Source organism: Enterococcus sp. AZ179, assembly GCF_050498885.1.
Lineage (GTDB): Bacteria > Bacillota > Bacilli > Lactobacillales > Enterococcaceae > Enterococcus_D > Enterococcus_D entomosocium.
On the sequence record NZ_JBMHEO010000001.1, the window covers coordinates 236,448 to 252,458 of the forward strand.

Annotated in this window: 17 protein-coding genes and 1 other annotated feature; of the genes, 2 read left to right on the forward strand and 15 right to left on the reverse strand. The window is 43.2% G+C overall.

Features of this window, described 5'->3' with window-relative positions; translation table 11 throughout:
* Positions 1 to 180: 180 nt before the first annotated feature.
* The 4 genes from frr to rpsB form a co-directional block, all read right to left on the reverse strand.
* Positions 181 to 738: a ribosome recycling factor gene (frr, locus tag IGI88_RS01040; protein WP_005229434.1), complete on the reverse strand. Its 558-nt coding sequence runs from the start codon at positions 736 to 738 to the stop codon at positions 181 to 183.
* Between the two features lies 1 nt (position 739).
* Positions 740 to 1,462, reverse strand: a complete 723-nt coding sequence (gene pyrH, locus IGI88_RS01045; RefSeq protein WP_005229433.1) for a UMP kinase — start codon at positions 1,460 to 1,462, stop codon at positions 740 to 742.
* 147 nt (positions 1,463 to 1,609) lie between these two features.
* Positions 1,610 to 2,491, reverse strand: coding sequence for a translation elongation factor Ts (gene tsf, locus IGI88_RS01050; protein ID WP_005229432.1), 882 nt, complete (start codon positions 2,489 to 2,491; stop codon positions 1,610 to 1,612).
* A 110-nt stretch (positions 2,492 to 2,601) separates the two neighbouring features.
* Positions 2,602 to 3,390, reverse strand: a complete 789-nt coding sequence (gene rpsB, locus IGI88_RS01055) for a 30S ribosomal protein S2 (protein ID WP_005229426.1) — start codon at positions 3,388 to 3,390, stop codon at positions 2,602 to 2,604.
* 300 nt (positions 3,391 to 3,690) lie between these two features.
* On the opposite strand from rpsB, the gene IGI88_RS01060 reads away from it, so the two are divergent.
* Positions 3,691 to 4,161, forward strand: a complete 471-nt coding sequence (locus IGI88_RS01060; protein WP_005236999.1) for an arginine repressor — start codon at positions 3,691 to 3,693, stop codon at positions 4,159 to 4,161.
* An 85-nt stretch (positions 4,162 to 4,246) separates the two neighbouring features.
* Here the strand turns inward: IGI88_RS01060 and argS are convergent, their stop codons facing one another.
* From argS to IGI88_RS01110, 10 genes are all read right to left on the reverse strand, one after another.
* A complete protein-coding gene (gene argS / locus IGI88_RS01065; RefSeq protein WP_005237000.1) occupies positions 4,247 to 5,938 on the reverse strand; it encodes an arginine--tRNA ligase in 1,692 nt (563 codons plus the stop codon).
* Positions 5,939 to 6,065: 127 nt separating this feature from the next.
* Positions 6,066 to 6,259 (reverse strand) — a binding site (T-box leader).
* Between the two features lie 80 nt (positions 6,260 to 6,339).
* Entirely contained in the window at positions 6,340 to 7,353 is a 1,014-nt protein-coding gene (gene argF / locus IGI88_RS01070) for an ornithine carbamoyltransferase (RefSeq protein ID WP_429960116.1), read from the reverse strand.
* A gap of 136 nt (positions 7,354 to 7,489) precedes the next feature.
* Complete coding sequence (gene tsaD / locus IGI88_RS01075) at positions 7,490 to 8,509, reverse strand: tRNA (adenosine(37)-N6)-threonylcarbamoyltransferase complex transferase subunit TsaD (protein WP_016621244.1); 1,020 nt, start codon at positions 8,507 to 8,509, stop codon at positions 7,490 to 7,492.
* A complete protein-coding gene (rimI, locus tag IGI88_RS01080) occupies positions 8,502 to 8,975 on the reverse strand; it encodes a ribosomal protein S18-alanine N-acetyltransferase (RefSeq protein WP_016613163.1) in 474 nt (157 codons plus the stop codon). The genes tsaD and rimI (IGI88_RS01080) overlap by 8 nt, the downstream gene beginning before the upstream one ends.
* Entirely contained in the window at positions 8,968 to 9,510 is a 543-nt protein-coding gene (gene rimI, locus IGI88_RS01085) for a ribosomal protein S18-alanine N-acetyltransferase (protein ID WP_005237007.1), read from the reverse strand. The genes rimI (IGI88_RS01080) and rimI (IGI88_RS01085) overlap by 8 nt, the downstream gene beginning before the upstream one ends.
* Positions 9,494 to 10,219 (reverse strand): tRNA (adenosine(37)-N6)-threonylcarbamoyltransferase complex dimerization subunit type 1 TsaB, encoded by a 726-nt coding sequence (tsaB, locus tag IGI88_RS01090; protein ID WP_194188056.1) that lies wholly within the window; start codon positions 10,217 to 10,219, stop codon positions 9,494 to 9,496. Before tsaB ends, rimI (IGI88_RS01085) begins: the two co-directional genes overlap by 17 nt.
* 264 nt (positions 10,220 to 10,483) lie before the next feature.
* Positions 10,484 to 11,464 carry a LacI family DNA-binding transcriptional regulator gene (locus IGI88_RS01095; RefSeq protein ID WP_194188057.1) on the reverse strand — a complete coding sequence of 327 codons (981 nt, stop codon included), beginning with the start codon at positions 11,462 to 11,464 and terminating at the stop codon, positions 10,484 to 10,486.
* Between the two features lie 32 nt (positions 11,465 to 11,496).
* Positions 11,497 to 12,981, reverse strand: coding sequence for a UDP-glucose--hexose-1-phosphate uridylyltransferase (gene galT / locus IGI88_RS01100; RefSeq protein WP_301389635.1), 1,485 nt, complete (start codon positions 12,979 to 12,981; stop codon positions 11,497 to 11,499).
* A 3-nt stretch (positions 12,982 to 12,984) separates the two neighbouring features.
* The gene (gene galE, locus IGI88_RS01105) at positions 12,985 to 13,983 is read right to left on the reverse strand and encodes a UDP-glucose 4-epimerase GalE (protein ID WP_034878687.1); all 999 of its coding nucleotides are present in this window, start codon (positions 13,981 to 13,983) and stop codon (positions 12,985 to 12,987) included.
* A 41-nt stretch (positions 13,984 to 14,024) separates the two neighbouring features.
* Positions 14,025 to 15,182: a galactokinase gene (locus IGI88_RS01110; RefSeq protein ID WP_008381089.1), complete on the reverse strand. Its 1,158-nt coding sequence runs from the start codon at positions 15,180 to 15,182 to the stop codon at positions 14,025 to 14,027.
* 150 nt (positions 15,183 to 15,332) lie between these two features.
* On the opposite strand from IGI88_RS01110, the gene IGI88_RS01115 reads away from it, so the two are divergent.
* The gene (locus IGI88_RS01115) at positions 15,333 to 15,500 is read left to right on the forward strand and encodes a DUF3042 family protein (protein ID WP_017144401.1); all 168 of its coding nucleotides are present in this window, start codon (positions 15,333 to 15,335) and stop codon (positions 15,498 to 15,500) included.
* 56 nt (positions 15,501 to 15,556) lie between these two features.
* Here IGI88_RS01115 and IGI88_RS01120 read toward each other — a convergent pair whose 3' ends face one another.
* Positions 15,557 to 15,913 carry a DUF488 domain-containing protein gene (locus IGI88_RS01120; RefSeq protein WP_005237034.1) on the reverse strand — a complete coding sequence of 119 codons (357 nt, stop codon included), beginning with the start codon at positions 15,911 to 15,913 and terminating at the stop codon, positions 15,557 to 15,559.
* Positions 15,914 to 16,011 lie beyond the last annotated feature (98 nt).

Genomic DNA, 16,011 nt, shown 5'->3' on the forward strand with positions numbered 1-16,011 from the left:
CTCTTCCAATTCTTGAAATTCATCTTTTACATTATAACAATAATCAGATTTCTTGCCTATGAAAACCAAGAAAAGATTTCCATATTAAGAAAAAACAAAAAAACAGCTGTCATATTCAAGTACATGAGATAGTTTCGCCCATAAAAAAAGAGCCGCTGAAGCGACTCTTCGTCATTCCTTTTAAACTTCAAGTAATTCTTGTTCTTTTTCAGCTGCGATGGCATCGATTTCTTTGATGCTGTTATCTGTAGCAGTCTGCACTTCTTTTTCAGATTCCCGCAAATCATCTTCTGTGATGTCGCCAGCTTTTTCTTGTTTCTTGTAAGCTTCCATGGCATCCCGACGAATGTTACGGACGGCGATTTTCGCATTTTCAGCTTCTTTTTTCACGTCTTTTGCTAATTCTTTACGGCGTTCTTCCGTTAATTGAGGAATCACCAAACGAATCACTGTTCCGTCATTGGCAGGCGTGATACCAATATCACTTTGCATGATGGCTTTTTCAACTTCTTGGATCATTGTTTTGTCAAAAGGTGTGATCATCAAAATTCTTGCTTCTGGAATCGTAATTGAAGCCATTTGGTTCAAGGGTGTTGGTACACCATAGTAAGTAACCATTACGCGGTCTAAGATGCTCGCGTTCGCGCGGCCAGCACGGATTTGTCCTAGTTCCCGCTGCAAGTTTTCTGCTGCTTTTTTCATTTTGTCTTTTGCTTCTGTTAAAATTTTGTCAGCCATGTTATTTCCCCCTTACTGTCGTTCCAATATGTTCACCTAAAATGGCGCGGCGAATGTTTCCATGCTCATTCAAGTTGAATACGACTAATGGAATATCGTTGTCCATACTTAATGAACTTGCGGTTGAATCCATTACTTGCAATCCTTTGGAAATGACTTCTAAATGAGTCAATTCTTCAAATTTCACAGCACTTTGATCCGTTTTAGGATCTGCTGAGTAGACGCCATCAACATTGTTTTTTGCCATCAAAATGACATCGGCGTTGATTTCAGCTGCCCGTAAGGCTGCGGTCGTATCAGTTGAGAAATAAGGATTCCCGGTTCCGCCAGCAAAAATGACGACCCGTCCTTTTTCTAAGTGGCGTTCTGCTCTACGACGAATATAAGGCTCAGCGATTTGACGCATCTCGATTGAAGTTTGGACACGCGTTGGTACACCAGCGTTTTCTAGTGTATCTTGTAATGCTAAAGCATTCATCACAGTCGCTAGCATGCCCATGTAATCAGCTTGGGCTCTTTCCATCCCCATTTGCGCACCGATTTGTCCACGCCAAATGTTTCCGCCGCCGACCACGATCGCCATCTGTACACCTAATTCGTGGACTTCCTTGATCTCTTTAACGATCTCCTGGATGGTCGGTGGTTTGATCCCAAAGCCTTCGTCACCCGCTAATGCTTCACCACTTAATTTTAATACAACACGTTGATATTTTGGTTTGCCCATCATGATTCCTCCGTACATTCTCCAATTCTATTGTAGCATATTGGTGCTCTTTCGTTGAAAATTATCTACACTATTTCTTCAAAAACCGTTTTTGCTTAAAAAAAGGGAGCGCACTTCCATGCGTTCCCATCTGTTCGAGGAACAGAATTATTTTTTCACTTGGCTCATTACTTCTTCAACGAAGTTGTCTTCGCGTTTTTCGATACCTTCGCCGACTTCAAAGCGGACAAAAGATTTCACAGTTGCGCCTTTTGATGCAACATATTTTTCAACTGTCATATCTGGGTCTTTAACGAATGGTTGGTCAACCAAAGCGATTTCTGCTTTAAATTTCTTCAAGCGTCCTTCAACCATTTTTTCAACGATGTTCGCTGGTTTGCCTTCGTTCAATGCTTGTTCTGTCAAGACTTGTTTTTCATGATCCAATTCTTCTTGAGAGATTTGTGCTTCGTTCACGTAGCGAGGGTTGATCGCTGCAACGTGCATTGCAACATCTTTCGCAACTGATTCGTCAGTTGTTCCTTCAAGAACAGTCAATACCGCAATACGTCCGCCCATGTGTAGGTAACCGCCGAAAGCAGCATTGTCATCTTTTTCAACAACTTCAAAACGACGGAAGCTGATTTTTTCTCCGATTACTTGTGTTGCTTCGATCAACGCAGCATCCATTGTGCCTTTAGAGGTTTCTAATTTTAAAGCAGCATCCATATCAGCTGGTTTGTTCGCTGCGATTACTTCAGCGATTTCTTTTACTAAGTCTTGGAACATTTCGTTTTTAGAAACGAAGTCAGTTTCTGAGTTCACTTCAACGATTGCTGCTGTGTTGCCGTTGATTGCTACAGATGCTAAACCTTCAGCAGCAATACGGTCGTTTTTCTTCGCAGCTTTTGCCATACCTTTTTCACGTAATAAGTCAACGGCTTTTTCGATGTCGCCTTCTACTTCAACTAATGCACGTTTTGCGTCCATCATTCCTACACCAGTCATATCGCGTAATTCTTTTACTAATTTAGCTGTTACTTCTGCCATTTTTTGTTTCCTCCTAAATGTTTTTAAACAAGATTGCTTGTCTTTAAAAAAAGCTGTTTCAAAGGAGAGTGAGGCTTGGCGCCTAGCCTTTGAAACAGCTCCATCATTTATTATTCAGCTGATGCGTTGTCGCCTTCGACAACATCAACGATTTCTTCGATTGAAGTTGCGTTTTCTGTTGATTCAGCAGCAAAATCTTCTTCTGCTACTTGGTCTTCGCCTTGGTTACCTTCGATGAAAGCATCTGCCATTTTCGCAGTGATCAATTTAACGGCACGAATAGCGTCATCATTTGATGGGATAACAACATCGATTTCGTCTGGATCACAGTTTGTATCGACCATCGCTACGATCGGGATATTTAATTTGCGTGCTTCTTGGATCGCGATACGTTCTTTACGTGGGTCAACAACGTACATTACATCTGGAATTCTTGGCATATCAGCAATACCGCCTAAGAATTTTTCAAGACGTTCGCGCTCTTTGTTCAAGCCAACGACTTCTTTTTTAGGAAGAACAGCAAATGTACCATCTTCTTCCATTTTGTTGATTTGTTTCAAACGAGCAACACGTTTTTGGATTGTTTCCCAGTTTGTCAATGTTCCACCTAACCAACGATGGTTAACATAGTATTGACCTGAACGGATTGCTTCTTCTTTGATTGCTTCTTGTGCTTGTTTTTTAGTACCTACGAACAATGCAACGCCGCCTTCTTCAGCAACATTTTTCATGTAGTCGTAAGCTGCGTCTACTAATTTCACTGTTTTTTGCAAATCAATGATGTAGATGCCGTTTCTTTCTGTGAAGATATATTTCTTCATTTTTGGGTTCCAGCGACGAGTTTGGTGACCAAAGTGTACGCCGGCTTCAAGTAATTGTTTCATTGAGATTACTGCCATGTTGTGTTTCCTCCAATTTGGTTTTTTGTTTTCCTCTCTTGCTCTTTTACTCCTTGAAGAACTGAATCGATCAGCACCGCTTCGCAGATGGAACAAGATGTGGGATTGACGTGAAAAACTCACGCCTTAAACAGTATACAGTAGCTAAAAAAGAAATGCAACTGATTCAAATGAAAAACTACGATCCGCGGTCCAGCTTTTTTTAACACTCTAAATCTTTTCTTATAATATCTAGGTTTTTTCGGCGTTATCTGCTATGATAAGGCTGACTTAATCAATCATGCTTAAAGGAGTTTACCTATGCGAAAAGCTGATCGCCATTTACTTATTAGACAAATCATTACTGAACATACTGTACGCACGCAAGAAGAATTATTGCAGCAATTGGAAGTCCAAGGCGTCTCCGCCACGCAAGCGACTATTTCTCGCGATATTCGTGATTTGAAAATCGTGAAAGTGCCCGATGAGTCAGGTCAGACAAAGTTTGTCATTTTTCAAGGAATGCAAGCTTCTGAGGATGAAAAAGAAGAAGAGCAGCGTTTGATACAGATGATCGAAGACGTTGTCACTAAAGTAGATCGTGTGCAATTCATGACCTTGATCCATACCGTTGCGGACAATGCGCCTTTGCTTTCGGCAGCGATCGATGAAGTGACCATGCCAGAAAAAGTTTGCTCGTTGGCGGGCTTTGATACAGTAGCGGTGATTTCCCGCAGCGACGAAGACGCTGAAACTTTTTATCAATTTATCAGAAACCACGCGGTCTTATAGCGCAAAAACAGCTATAGGATCTAGCTGCATTCTTCACTACAAAAAAGCTGTGCCCTTGTCGAAACAAGAAGCACAGCTTTTTTTGTTACATTTTGTCGGGTGCGTGTAAACCAAGCAACCGTAAATCTTCTTTCAATAGAGTAGTTACTGCATAAACAAGAGCTAGACGTGCGTCTTTTTCCGTATCTTCGGCTAAGATTTTGACATTGGCATAATACTTGTTAAAGGCTTGTGCCAACTTGATGGCATGTTTGGCAATGACGGATGGTTCATATTTTTCCGCCGCTTGCATGACCGTTTCTGGGTAGCGCTGAATCAATTTGATAACTTCCCAGCTCTCAGCGTCTGCCAACGCCAGACTGCTGACAGCAGCGGGATCAAAGTTGGCTTTTTCAAGAATGCTCATGGCACGGGCATGAGAGTATTGCACGTATGGTCCGGTCTCTCCTTCAAAACGGACGACTTCTTCTAGCGTAAAGTCGAAATTATTCAAACGGTCATTTTTCAAATCGTGGAAAACGACTGCCCCGACACCGACTTGTTTTGCTACTTCTTCTTTGTTTTCAAGTGTTGGGTTCTTTTCAGTGATTTGTTCTTTCGCTGAATCGATCGCTTCATTCAATACTTCTTCCAAAAGAACAATCTTGCCTTTTCTTGTAGACAGTTTTTTCCCATCTTTGGTGATCAACCCAAATGGCACGTGGGTCATATCATCTGCCCACTCAAAGCCCATTTCCTTCAAAACAGCTTTTAATTGTTTGAAGTGATAACTTTGTTCATTCCCTACCACGTACAATGATTTTGCAAAATTGTAGGTCCGTTTGCGGTAAAGCGCTGCAGCCATATCCCGTGTGATGTAAAGGGTCGCACCATCGGACTTACGGATCAACGCCGGATTTAAGTCATAGGCAGCCAAATCAACGATTTCTGCCCCTTGGTCTTCTTTTAGCAAGTGTTTTTCTTCTAATAATTCCACGACTTCTGTCATTTTATCATTATAGAAAGCTTCGCCATTCAACGAATCAAAGGAAACTTCCAACATATCATAGATTTTATTGAATTCTTTTAATGATTCATCACGGAACCATTGCCACAAATCCATTGCTTCTTGGTCACCATCTTCTAGTTTCTTGAACCAAGCTCTCGCATCATCTTCTAATTGCTTATCTGTCTCGGCTGCTTCATGAAAATCAACATACAAACGTAATAGTTCGTTGATTGGTTCCGCTTTGACCGCTTCTTCTGACCCCCACTTCTTATAGGCAACGATCAATTTCCCAAATTGTGTGCCCCAGTCGCCTAAATGGTTGATGCGAATTGGCTGATAACCGATTTTTTCTAAAATAAAGCCGATCGAGTTACCAATCACAGTGGAACGCAAATGCCCCATTGAGATGGGTTTGGCAATATTTGGTGAAGACATATCGATCGGTACTGCTTGCTGATTGCCGATGGTTTGATCGCCAAAATGATTTTTTTCTTTGAGAACCAGCTCTAAGACATGGGCAGAGATTGCTTTTTTATCCATAAAGAAGTTTAAATACGGACCGACCACTTCAATTTTTTCAAAAGACGCTTGATCGATTTTTTCTGCTAAGTCTGCGGCAATTTGCTGCGGCGCTTTCCGATAGACTTTTGCTAGCGAGAAGGCTGGGAATGCCACATCCCCATGGTCGGCTGACTTTGGATTTTCCAGTAATTGCTGAACTTGTTCGATCGATAGATCTTCTTTTACTACTTGATGGATCGCTTGTGCGACGATTTCTTTGTTATTCATAGTATCCCTCCTATAATGACTGAACCCATTTTTTGATGAAACGTTGTTTGAAGCAAGCAAACAGTTGTATGTTTTTCATGCAAGAAATGATTGATAAAAACAAAAAAGCCTCTAGCGCATAACTTGCACTAGAGACGAGATTTCCCGCGGTACCACTCTGATTGTCCTTTTCGGACCCACTTTTTTCTGATAACGGCAGAATTCCGTTTGCTTAGCAAATTCTCACAAGTGCGTTTCACAATCTGATCAATTCGGCTTCCACCACCCCGAACTCGCTAACTGATACTCGAATCGCTACTTCTCTTGTTTCATCAAATCAAGGCTATTTACTTCCCAGAAAGTATAGCAAAGAAATGTTTGTTTGGCTAGCGAGATTCTGGCATTTTTCAAAAATTTTATTTTTATACTTTAGGAATAAATAGATCCCCGGCAGTCACTGCCATGATCGCTTTGATTGAGTGCAAACGATTTTCGGCTTGATCAAATTGACGAGCATACTTGCTACGAAAGACCTCGTCAGTGACTTCCATCTCAGAAATCCCATACGCCTGCGCTGCTTTTTTGCCATAAATAGTTTGGTCATCATGAAAAGCCGGTAAACAGTGCATAAAAATCACTTGGTCATTTTGCGTTTTTTCCATCAGCGATTGGTTTACTTGATAAGGCAGCAACTGTTCGATCCGCTCTTGAAATTTTTCTTCTTCGCCCATTGAAACCCAAACATCGGTATACACGACATCAGCGCCTAAAACACCTTGATCCACGTCATCCGTCACCAGGATCTTTGCGCCAGAGTGCTGAGCATAGGCTTGTGCTTGTTCGATAATGTTTGCTTCTGGCTGCAAGGCCTTTGGGGTGACGACATGAATATTGACCCCTAAAATCGCACTCGTCACTAACAAAGAATTGGCGACATTGTTGCGCCCATCCCCACAGTATGCGATGGTCAAGCCAGTCAGTTCACCGAAGTTTTCTTGAATGGTTAAAAAGTCAGCGATCATTTGTGTTGGATGCCAGTCATCCGTTAAGCCATTCCAAACAGGCACGCCTGAATAGTTGGCCAGATCTTCGACGACCTGTTGGCTAAAGCCGCGAAACTCGATCCCGTCAAACATGCGTCCGAATACTTTGGCGGTATCTTCAACGGATTCTTTAGACCCCAACTGAATATCATTGGCCCCTAAAAATTCCGGATGCGCCCCCAAATCCACCGCTGCAACCGTAAAGGCTGCTCGCGTCCGTGTTGAATTCTTTTCAAACAAAAGCGCAATATTTTTTCCTTCTAAGTAGCGATGTGGTTGATTGTTGGCTTTCATCCCTTTTAAGTGCTGGGAAAAATCAATTAAATATTGCAGTTCTTCTTTTGTGAAATCTTTCTCTGCTAAAAAACTGCGTCCTTTAAAAACTGATGTCATTGCATACCCGCCTCTCAAATAATTAATAAATATACATCAGAATATCAAATAATGAAATATAATACAACTATATCTTCTGTTTGCTCATAAATGAAACAAAAAAAACACCTAAGAACGGATCTTAGGTGCAATCATCTTAAGAAATCCTATGGGCAAAGCTGACACTTGGATCAGCATTCAATGAAAGGTCTGCTAGGTGCTGCTTTTTCAACGCAACATGGGCATAGGCACCAATCATGGCCGCATTATCTCCGCAAAGGCGCAACGGTGGAATCAACAGTTCTACCTCCGGCAATTCCTGCATTGCTTTTTGTAAAGCGTCACGCAAGCCTTGATTCGCGGCGACCCCGCCAGCGACGATCAGTTGTTTTACCGGATAGGCTTGGCATGCCCGCACTGTTTTGTGAACCAATACTTCGACTACGCTGGCTTGAAAACTGGCTGCTAGATTTTCTACTGACAATGCTTCCTCTCTTTGCTGTGCATTATGCACAAAGTTGATAAAGGAACTCTTCAAGCCACTGAAACTAAAATCAAAATTATCTTCTTGCATCATTGCTCGAGGAAAGTGATACGTATCACTACCTAGATGTGCAAGGCGATCAATTTCTTTCCCACTAGGATAAGGCAAACCGAGAACTCGACCAACTTTGTCATAGGCTTCACCAGCGGCATCATCTCTCGTTTCTCCGATGATCTCAAAAGAGCCATCTTCTGCCATATACACCAATTCGGTGTGGCCGCCGCTGACCAATAATGCCATTAAAGGAAAAACCAATGGCTTCACTAGGCGAGCTGCATAAATATGTCCTGCCATGTGATTGACCGGAATCAGCGGTAAGCTGTGGGCCCACGCAAAGGCTTTCGCTGCAGAAAGCCCAATCAACAGTGCCCCAACCAACCCTGGACCATAGGTGACAGCCACGGCTGATAATTCTTCTGGTTGTGTGTTGGCTTGGGTCAATGCTTCGTCGATGCACAAAGTAATCTGTTCGACATGGTGACGACTAGCGACTTCTGGTACGACACCGCCGAAGCGCTGGTGGCTCTTGATCTGCGAAGCAACAATGTTACTTAAAATGGTGTCGCCGTTTTTAATCACTGCCACACTGGTTTCATCACAACTGCTTTCAATGGCTAAAATCAATTCATTCATTTGATTTTTTTCCGCCTACTTTCTTTTCCATAATCAACGCATCCTCTTCAGGATGACTGTAATATTTTTTTCTACGACCGATGACCGTATAGCCCATGCGCAAATAAAGGGCCTGTGCTTGTAAATTCGACACACGTACTTCAAGATAGATCCGCCGACCATCGGTTTGTTCCACGAGCGATTCCATTTGTTTCAACAATTCTTTCGCCAAACCATGCCCTTGATATGCTGGTAAAACCGCTACATTAAACAGCTCTGCTTCATCCAGCACTTGCTGAAAACAGAGAAACCCAATCAGCTCTTGGTTGGTTTTTCCATAACGAAACAAATAGCGACTGTTGCTGTTTTGCAAATCTTGCTGAAATTGCTGCAGATTCCAAGGCGAGCCAAAGGGATAGCTCTGATCCGCCAATGACCAGAGCATTTGCGGTGTCGGGATCGTTTGATCTGCTTGTTCGTTAGTCATTTAAAAATTTCACCATATCCAATGCGTCTTCATTGCCTTCGGTGTAGTACGCCGTTTTGATCGCCTGTGAAACAAACCCGAGGGTCCGATACAAACGTTGCGCATCACGATTGCCCAGGCGCACTTCTAATGTCAAACGGTCGCATTTGTTTTTCCTTGCATAACGTTCGATTTCTCCTAGCAAGAAAGAACCGATCCCTTTTCCTTGATAATCAGGAATGATCGCAATATTGGTGATATGGGCATCAGCGCCTAAAATCCGCACCCCGATAAACCCAATCATCCGCTCATTATGCAAGATGCCCAAATAAAGATGTTTGACCCGTGAATAAAGTTCTGACAAAAAGGCGCTCTTGGTCCAAGGCAGTTCCCCAGCATACACGAGACGCTCCACCTGCAGCAGCTCTTTAATGTCATCTCCGACTAATTCACGAACAACGTACGTTTCCCCTCGTATCTCTTTTTTACGCTCTGGGTATTGAATCTGACGGAAAAGAGCCAGCTTTCCCGTCATCGTTTTAAATTTTTTCAACATAGGCATCCACTCCCGGTTCATGCGAGGCTAACCATTTTTCTTCGGCTTCAACTAATTTTAAATAGTCTGGTACAAAACCATGGATCGAAGCGACCGGCGCTTCTTCTTTCGCAAGAGCAGCTAAAACAACGCCATTCGGGTAATTCCATAACGACACTTGATTGATATGGGCTGTCGGCAGTTCCGCCTCAATCATGTCTTTAAATTTGATGGTATCGGCGCCGACAAATAGCACTTCTTGACCATCGACTGCTTTTAGCTGGGTCAATAATTCAGACAGTGAGATATGCTGGTCTTTGATCCTTTTTTCTAAGGTCCCATTATGCCATTGGTAGGCACCTGCGTAGACATTTTGACGGCGAGCGTCAAACAACGGCACGATCACTTGCGATACGCCCACACAATTGGCAGCGACTGCTTTCAAACTAGAAACACCAATCAGCGGGATGTTCAATGTTTGCGCCAGCGTTTTTGCTGTTGTGACGCCGATTCGCAAACCTGTATACGAACCAGGACCTTTCGCAACAACGATTTGCTCCAGCTCTTTAGGGGCCATCCCCACCGCCTGCATCAATCCATCAATGGCAGGCATCAATGCTGTGCTGTGGTTTTTGATCGCCATCGTCTGGCTTTGTCCCAACACTTCTTGACCATCGACCACCGCAACCGCCAGTGTCTGGTTTGAGGTATCAATCGCTAATGTTTTCATCTATCTTCTCCCCATTCAAAAAACTCTCTCATATTCTACCATATTCTAATCAAATGCCCAACCAAGTCTCCAAAAAGATGCCTGCGTTTAGAAAAAAAGCAATAGGACAACAATACCCGAACCTTTGAAAAAAGCAAGCACGGCTGCAGTTGCAAACCAGCGAGGCTGTTTAAAGGTTCGGGTAAGGCGATATTCATTTTTTTTTTAATCCATTAAAACTCAGTTGACGTGTGTAACGACATCCTTCGGTGATTCAACTGGTTGCTAAGAAGATTGGCGCGTAATCAGCTCCGTTGCGATCGTAACTTTGCGAGGAACGGGTGCCGCATTCGTAATGATATCCAGCAAGGTCGTCACTGCCAGTTCCCCCAGCCATTCCGTATGAACTTTGATGGTTGACAGAGTCGGAAAGACGTACTTTGCGACACTGACATCATTGAAGCCGATAATTGCGATCTCCTCAGGAATCTTGATGTTTTTTTCTTGCAAAGCACGCATAGCGCCAATCGCTAAGGCATCACTGGAAGCAAATAAGGCACTTGGCAACTCTTTGTTTTGCTGCAAATACTCTTTCATCGCCTCATAACCGCCCTCTACTGTAAACGGTGCGTTGAGATGATATTGCGGGTGGTGCAACTTCAACCGACGGAGCCGTTCCTCAAAAATCCGGCGCCGAGGGTCTTCGATTTCTTGGTGATGGTCCTTGGTAAACTCAACGCCTGATAACAAGCCGATCCTTTGGTGGCCTTTTGCAATAAAGTCATCGATCACTAAATCGACCGCTTGTTGAAAGTCCACCACCAGAGAATTGACGCCCTGGGCCAATGCATCAAAATCGACCATCAACAAATTGGATTGGCTTTTTTTCAATTGACGAATCTGGTGATCATCGAATTTCCCTAGCGCGATCGTTCCATCGACGGCGGTATCAGACAATCCTTCATAGGGTTCTTTCAGCAAACGGATCCCTAATTCTTCGGTTTTGTTTTCAATCCCAATACGGATGGCTAAGTAGTAAAGATCCGCTAATTCTTCCTCGGTATCAAACCATTGGATCAAGCGTATACTACTGGTTTCCGGCTGACTCTTTTTTTTGTGTTTTGTGTAATTGAGTGCTTCTGCGGCTTTAAAAATTTTCTCTTTGGTTTCAGAGCTGACCGATAATTCTGAATCGTAATTCAGCACCCGTGATACAGTGGCTGGCGAGACGCCAGCCTGTTGTGCAATATCTTTAATCGTTGCCATCTTCCAGCCTCCTTTTTTTGCGGGGAACTTTTTTATAAAGTAGCTATAAAGTGAGCAAAGGCCGCTTGCCCTGTCTGGTCTCGTTTAAAGACGCCTGCATGCGTCAATACTTGTGTAAAGACTTCTCCTAATGCATTGCGCAAAATCTGCGACACGTTTTCGGCATTGCATTCTGGGTGCTGGGCTTTGATCGCATCTGCCCACGGTATATGGTAAGCCGCGATCTGATTGGGCTGATCCAATAGATAAGCAGTCACTTCTTCTAGTTCCGGAGCTAAACGCGGTGGGAGAACTGCCAAACCCATGACTTCAATCAATCCGATATTTTCTTTTTTGATATGCTGCACTTCTTGATGTGGATGAAAAATGCCGTCAGGATGTTCTTTGGAAACATTATTATCCCGCAAGACTAAGTCCATTTCAAACAGCTCTCCTTGCTTGCGGGCGATCGGTGTCACTGTATGATGAGCCGTCCCATCTTCTGAAAAAGCATGGATCGAAACACTTGGATCTGAGTACTGTTGCCATTGGGCTAACACATATTGGCAAGCGGCGGCTAATTTTTGTTTGTTTTTCGCTTGTAATCGTATCACCGACATTGGCCACTTCACGATCCCCGCAGCTACATCAGGAAACCCAGTCAAAGAAAAGTGTTGTTCGATTGGCGCTTTTGCCATGGCAAACGTATGCCGCCCTCCTTGGTAATGGTCATGGGACAAGATCGAACCCCCAACGATCGGCAGATCGGCATTGGACCCGACAAAATAATGCGGCATCACTTCAATGATCTGCAACAAGCGAGCGAAGGTTTGCAAATTGATTTTCATAGGCCGATGGTCTAAAGAAAGAAAAATCGAATGCTCATTGTAATAGGCGTAAGGAGAATATTGGAAGCCCCACGCTTCATTATCCAAATTCATACGAATGATCCGATGATTGGTCCGCGCTGGGTAATTGACCCTTCCTTGGTAGCCTTCATTTTCCAAACACAACATACATTTCGGATAATCTACAGAAGCAGCGGTACCTTCTTGGGCAATTTGCTTCGGATCTTTTTCAGGTTTTGATAAATTGATCGTGATCTCGATCTCCCCATACTCCGTATCAACAGGAAAGACGATATTTTTAGCGATGGCCCGAGTCTTGATGTAATCATTTTGACGGCACAGCTCAAAGAAATAATCCGTCGCTTCTTTAGGATCATTGGCATAATGTTGCGCAAAAAAAGCATTGACTACTGAAGGTGGTGGCGTCAAAAAGTCCATCAACTGGGCTTCAAAGATTTCTCTTTCTGCGTGAGAATCGCCAATTTGCTGATTGCTCAATGCACATGCCACCAGTTCGTCCATCATTTCAATCGAGGAACGAGCAACAGAACGAATTTCGCTGGGCTCAAAAACAGCTTCCCCGATCATAGCTAGTACTCGGTTTTGCAAATAAATACGATCCATTTCCATCCAGCCGCCAGCCTTGATTGCTAAAGTGACGAAATCGCTGATTGTTTGGCTGATCGTCATTGGTTATTCCTCCTGCCCTTGATACCCATTTGGATGGCTGACATGCCAATTCCAAGCAGTCTCGATGATTGCTTCGACGTCGGTATAGACTGGTTTCCAGCCTAAAACCTTTCGTGCTTTTTCACTCGATGCCACTAAGGTACTTGGATCACCGGCACGGCGAGGCGCCACTCTGGCTGGGATCTCTTTTTTCGTTACATTGCGGGCCGCTTCCACCATTTCTTTCACAGAGTACCCATGATTGCTGCCTAAATTGAAGACATTGCTCTCATTGCCTTTTTGTAAATATTCTAATGCCAACAGGTGAGCAGCGATCAGATCTTCGACATGGACATAATCACGAACACAAGTCCCATCTGGAGTATCGTAATCCTCCCCAAAAATCGCGACTTCTTTTCGTTGTCCTAAAGCAGCTTGTAAGATGATCGGTACTAAGTGTGTTTCTGGATCATGGTCTTCACCGATCGAAGCATCCGACTTCGCGCCAGCCACATTGAAATAACGCAATGCGACATACTTCATACCATAGGCTTCATCGCACCAACGCATCATTTTTTCCATGATCAACTTGCTTTCGCCATAAGGATTTTTAGGATTTGTTGGGGTTTCTTCCGTGATTGGACTATGATCAGGTTCCCCATAGGTTGCTGCTGTAGAAGAAAAGACAATATGTTTCACTTGATGTTCCTTCATCACTTCTAAGAGGACCTGCATCCCATACACATTATTGTTGAAATATTTCAATGGTTTTTCTACGGATTCCCCCACCAAAGAGCTGGCAGCAAAGTGAATCACGCCGTCGATCGTTTCTTTTTCAAAAACCGATTGTAAAAATGCTTTGTCGCGAATATCCCCTTCATAAAAGGTTGCTGCTGGATGGATCGCTTGGCGATGTCCTGTCAGCAAATTGTCAATGACAACGACTTGTTTTCCTTGTTCGATCAATTGATCGACTGCATGAGAACCGATATAGCCGGCTCCTCCTAATACTAAAATCGCCATATTTTCAGCCTTCTTTCTAAATTCCTTAATCATTTCTTATTCTACAGTTTTCGTGCACCATCATCAATACTTGCTTGATAAATGTCGGTTGCGTAGCCGATTTCTGCTAAATAGGTTGCTTTGACGGACGCTTCAAAATCAGCCCATTCACTTGCTTTAACCAATGCGATCCCGCAGCCGCCAAAGCCCGCACCAGTCATCCGCGCACCTAAAACAGCAGGATGCGCTTGAGCAGCTGCGACTAATGTATCTAGTTCACGCCCTGTCACTTCATAATCATCCCGCAATGAAGCATGCGAAGCATTTAACAACTGGCCGAATTCTTCAAGATCACCAGCAGTCAAAGCGGCTTTTGCTTTTAATGTCCGTTGGTTTTCCGTCACTGCATGTTTCGCCCGTTTGATCAAGCGTGGATCGTCGATCAATGCTGTATTTGCAAAAAAGGTTGCTTCGTCTAATGCACCCAATGAATCAACGGCTAATGATTTTTGCAAACGAGCTAATGCTTCTTCACATTCTGCACGTCGTTCATTGTATTTAGAATCAGCCAATTCGCGGCGCTTATTGGTATTCATGATCGCTACGACATAATCACCAAATGCCGCTGGTACGACTTCATAATTTAAAGTGTTCGTATCTAAAAGCAATGCATGGTCTTTTTGACCCATTCCGATCGCAAATTGATCCATGATCCCTGAGTTAACGCCAATAAACTCATTTTCGACTTTTTTGCCGATTTTAACTAAGTCCAAGGTCTTCAAAGTTAAATCAAAGAGATCTTTTAGACAAACCCCCGTCAGCAATTCAATCGATGCAGAAGAAGAAAGACCTGCGCCATTCGGAATGTTGCCATAAAAAGCGATGTCAAAGCCACGATCGATCCCTTGCCCCGCTTCTTTTAGGAAACGAACGACCCCTTTCGGATAGTTTGTCCAATCATCTTCTTTTCGGTAATCTAGCTCATCTAACTGAAAGGAGATCACGCCTTTTTCTGGAAAATTCTCTGAATAGAGTTGGATCAACTGGTCTTCACGTTTTCGTGCTACTGCATACGTCCCTAATGTGATTGCCGCCGGGAAAACATAACCGCCATTGTAATCTGTGTGTTCACCGATCAAGTTGATTCTCCCTGGCGCAAAATACATGCCTGTGCCTGCTGTTCCAAATTTATCAATAAATATCTGTTGCAATTGCTCCATTTTTCTCACTCCCACTTTCTTTTTAGTAAACTTATTGTAAATTATTTACTAAATTATTTCAAGCGTTTTCAATCCTAAAAGTGATTTTTTTTGATATTTTTTCCGTTTTCATTCATAATGAACCTATAACTAAAGGCGAGGTGTTTAATGATGAAACGATTTCTTTCAGGATTTTTAGTAGGAACAGTCGCAACGGTTGCTGCAGCTGCAAGTGTTGTTATGACGGTCAAGAAACAAGTGATTGATCCAATTGACGAACAACAAGCAGATCATGATGAAAAACGGAAACGCGCGATGCGTAAAAGCGTTGCCCGCTAATCATTTGCTACAAAAGAGCCGTCAGCCTTCAATAGGCTGGCGGCTCTTTTAGGTAATCATTCTGCCTTCTCCAGTAAGTCCTGCAAAATCACGGCTTGATTTTGTTCTTCATTTTTCGCTCCGTAAAGTAAGGTCACGGTCTGTTGTTCAGCAACCAACGCTTTTAACCGTGCCAAGGCATCTTTAGCTGGCGCTTTCTCTAATTCTTGTAGATAGCAGCCTTTAAACGCATCAAAACGTTCAGGATCATGCCCAAACCATTTGCGCAATTCAGTACTTGGTGCGACTGCTTTGAGCCATAGATCGATCTGGGCTGCCTCCTTTTTCATTCCTCTAGGCCAGATGCGATCCACCAATACCCGATAGCCATCTGTCGTTTCCGCCACTTCATAAATTCTTTTTCGCTTGATCAACGCACACTCTCCTTATCGATAGACCTAAGTTCTATAAATAAAGGCAAAAGCCCACAATGTAAATTGAATAATGACTTACTTGAAACACTCCGTTTGGT

Bases quoted from the DNA above. Each gene is read 5' to 3' on its own strand.
- frr (WP_005229434.1), bottom strand. From the start codon at position 738: ATGGCTGACAAAATTTTAACAGAAGCAAAAGACAAAATGAAAAAAGCA.
- pyrH (WP_005229433.1), bottom strand. From the start codon at position 1,462: ATGGGCAAACCAAAATATCAACGTGTTGTATTAAAATTAAGTGGTGAA.
- tsf (WP_005229432.1), bottom strand. From the start codon at position 2,491: ATGGCAGAAGTAACAGCTAAATTAGTAAAAGAATTACGCGATATGACT.
- rpsB (WP_005229426.1), bottom strand. From the start codon at position 3,390: ATGGCAGTAATCTCAATGAAACAATTACTTGAAGCCGGCGTACACTTT.
- IGI88_RS01060 (WP_005236999.1), top strand. From the start codon at position 3,691: ATGCGAAAAGCTGATCGCCATTTACTTATTAGACAAATCATTACTGAA.
- argS (WP_005237000.1), bottom strand. From the start codon at position 5,938: ATGAATAACAAAGAAATCGTCGCACAAGCGATCCATCAAGTAGTAAAA.
- argF (WP_429960116.1), bottom strand. From the start codon at position 7,353: ATGACATCAGTTTTTAAAGGACGCAGTTTTTTAGCAGAGAAAGATTTC.
- tsaD (WP_016621244.1), bottom strand. From the start codon at position 8,509: ATGAATGAATTGATTTTAGCCATTGAAAGCAGTTGTGATGAAACCAGT.
- rimI (WP_016613163.1), bottom strand. From the start codon at position 8,975: ATGACTAACGAACAAGCAGATCAAACGATCCCGACACCGCAAATGCTC.
- rimI (WP_005237007.1), bottom strand. From the start codon at position 9,510: ATGTTGAAAAAATTTAAAACGATGACGGGAAAGCTGGCTCTTTTCCGT.
- tsaB (WP_194188056.1), bottom strand. From the start codon at position 10,219: ATGAAAACATTAGCGATTGATACCTCAAACCAGACACTGGCGGTTGCG.
- IGI88_RS01095 (WP_194188057.1), bottom strand. From the start codon at position 11,464: ATGGCAACGATTAAAGATATTGCACAACAGGCTGGCGTCTCGCCAGCC.
- galT (WP_301389635.1), bottom strand. From the start codon at position 12,981: ATGACGATCAGCCAAACAATCAGCGATTTCGTCACTTTAGCAATCAAG.
- galE (WP_034878687.1), bottom strand. From the start codon at position 13,983: ATGGCGATTTTAGTATTAGGAGGAGCCGGCTATATCGGTTCTCATGCA.
- IGI88_RS01110 (WP_008381089.1), bottom strand. From the start codon at position 15,182: ATGGAGCAATTGCAACAGATATTTATTGATAAATTTGGAACAGCAGGC.
- IGI88_RS01115 (WP_017144401.1), top strand. From the start codon at position 15,333: ATGAAACGATTTCTTTCAGGATTTTTAGTAGGAACAGTCGCAACGGTT.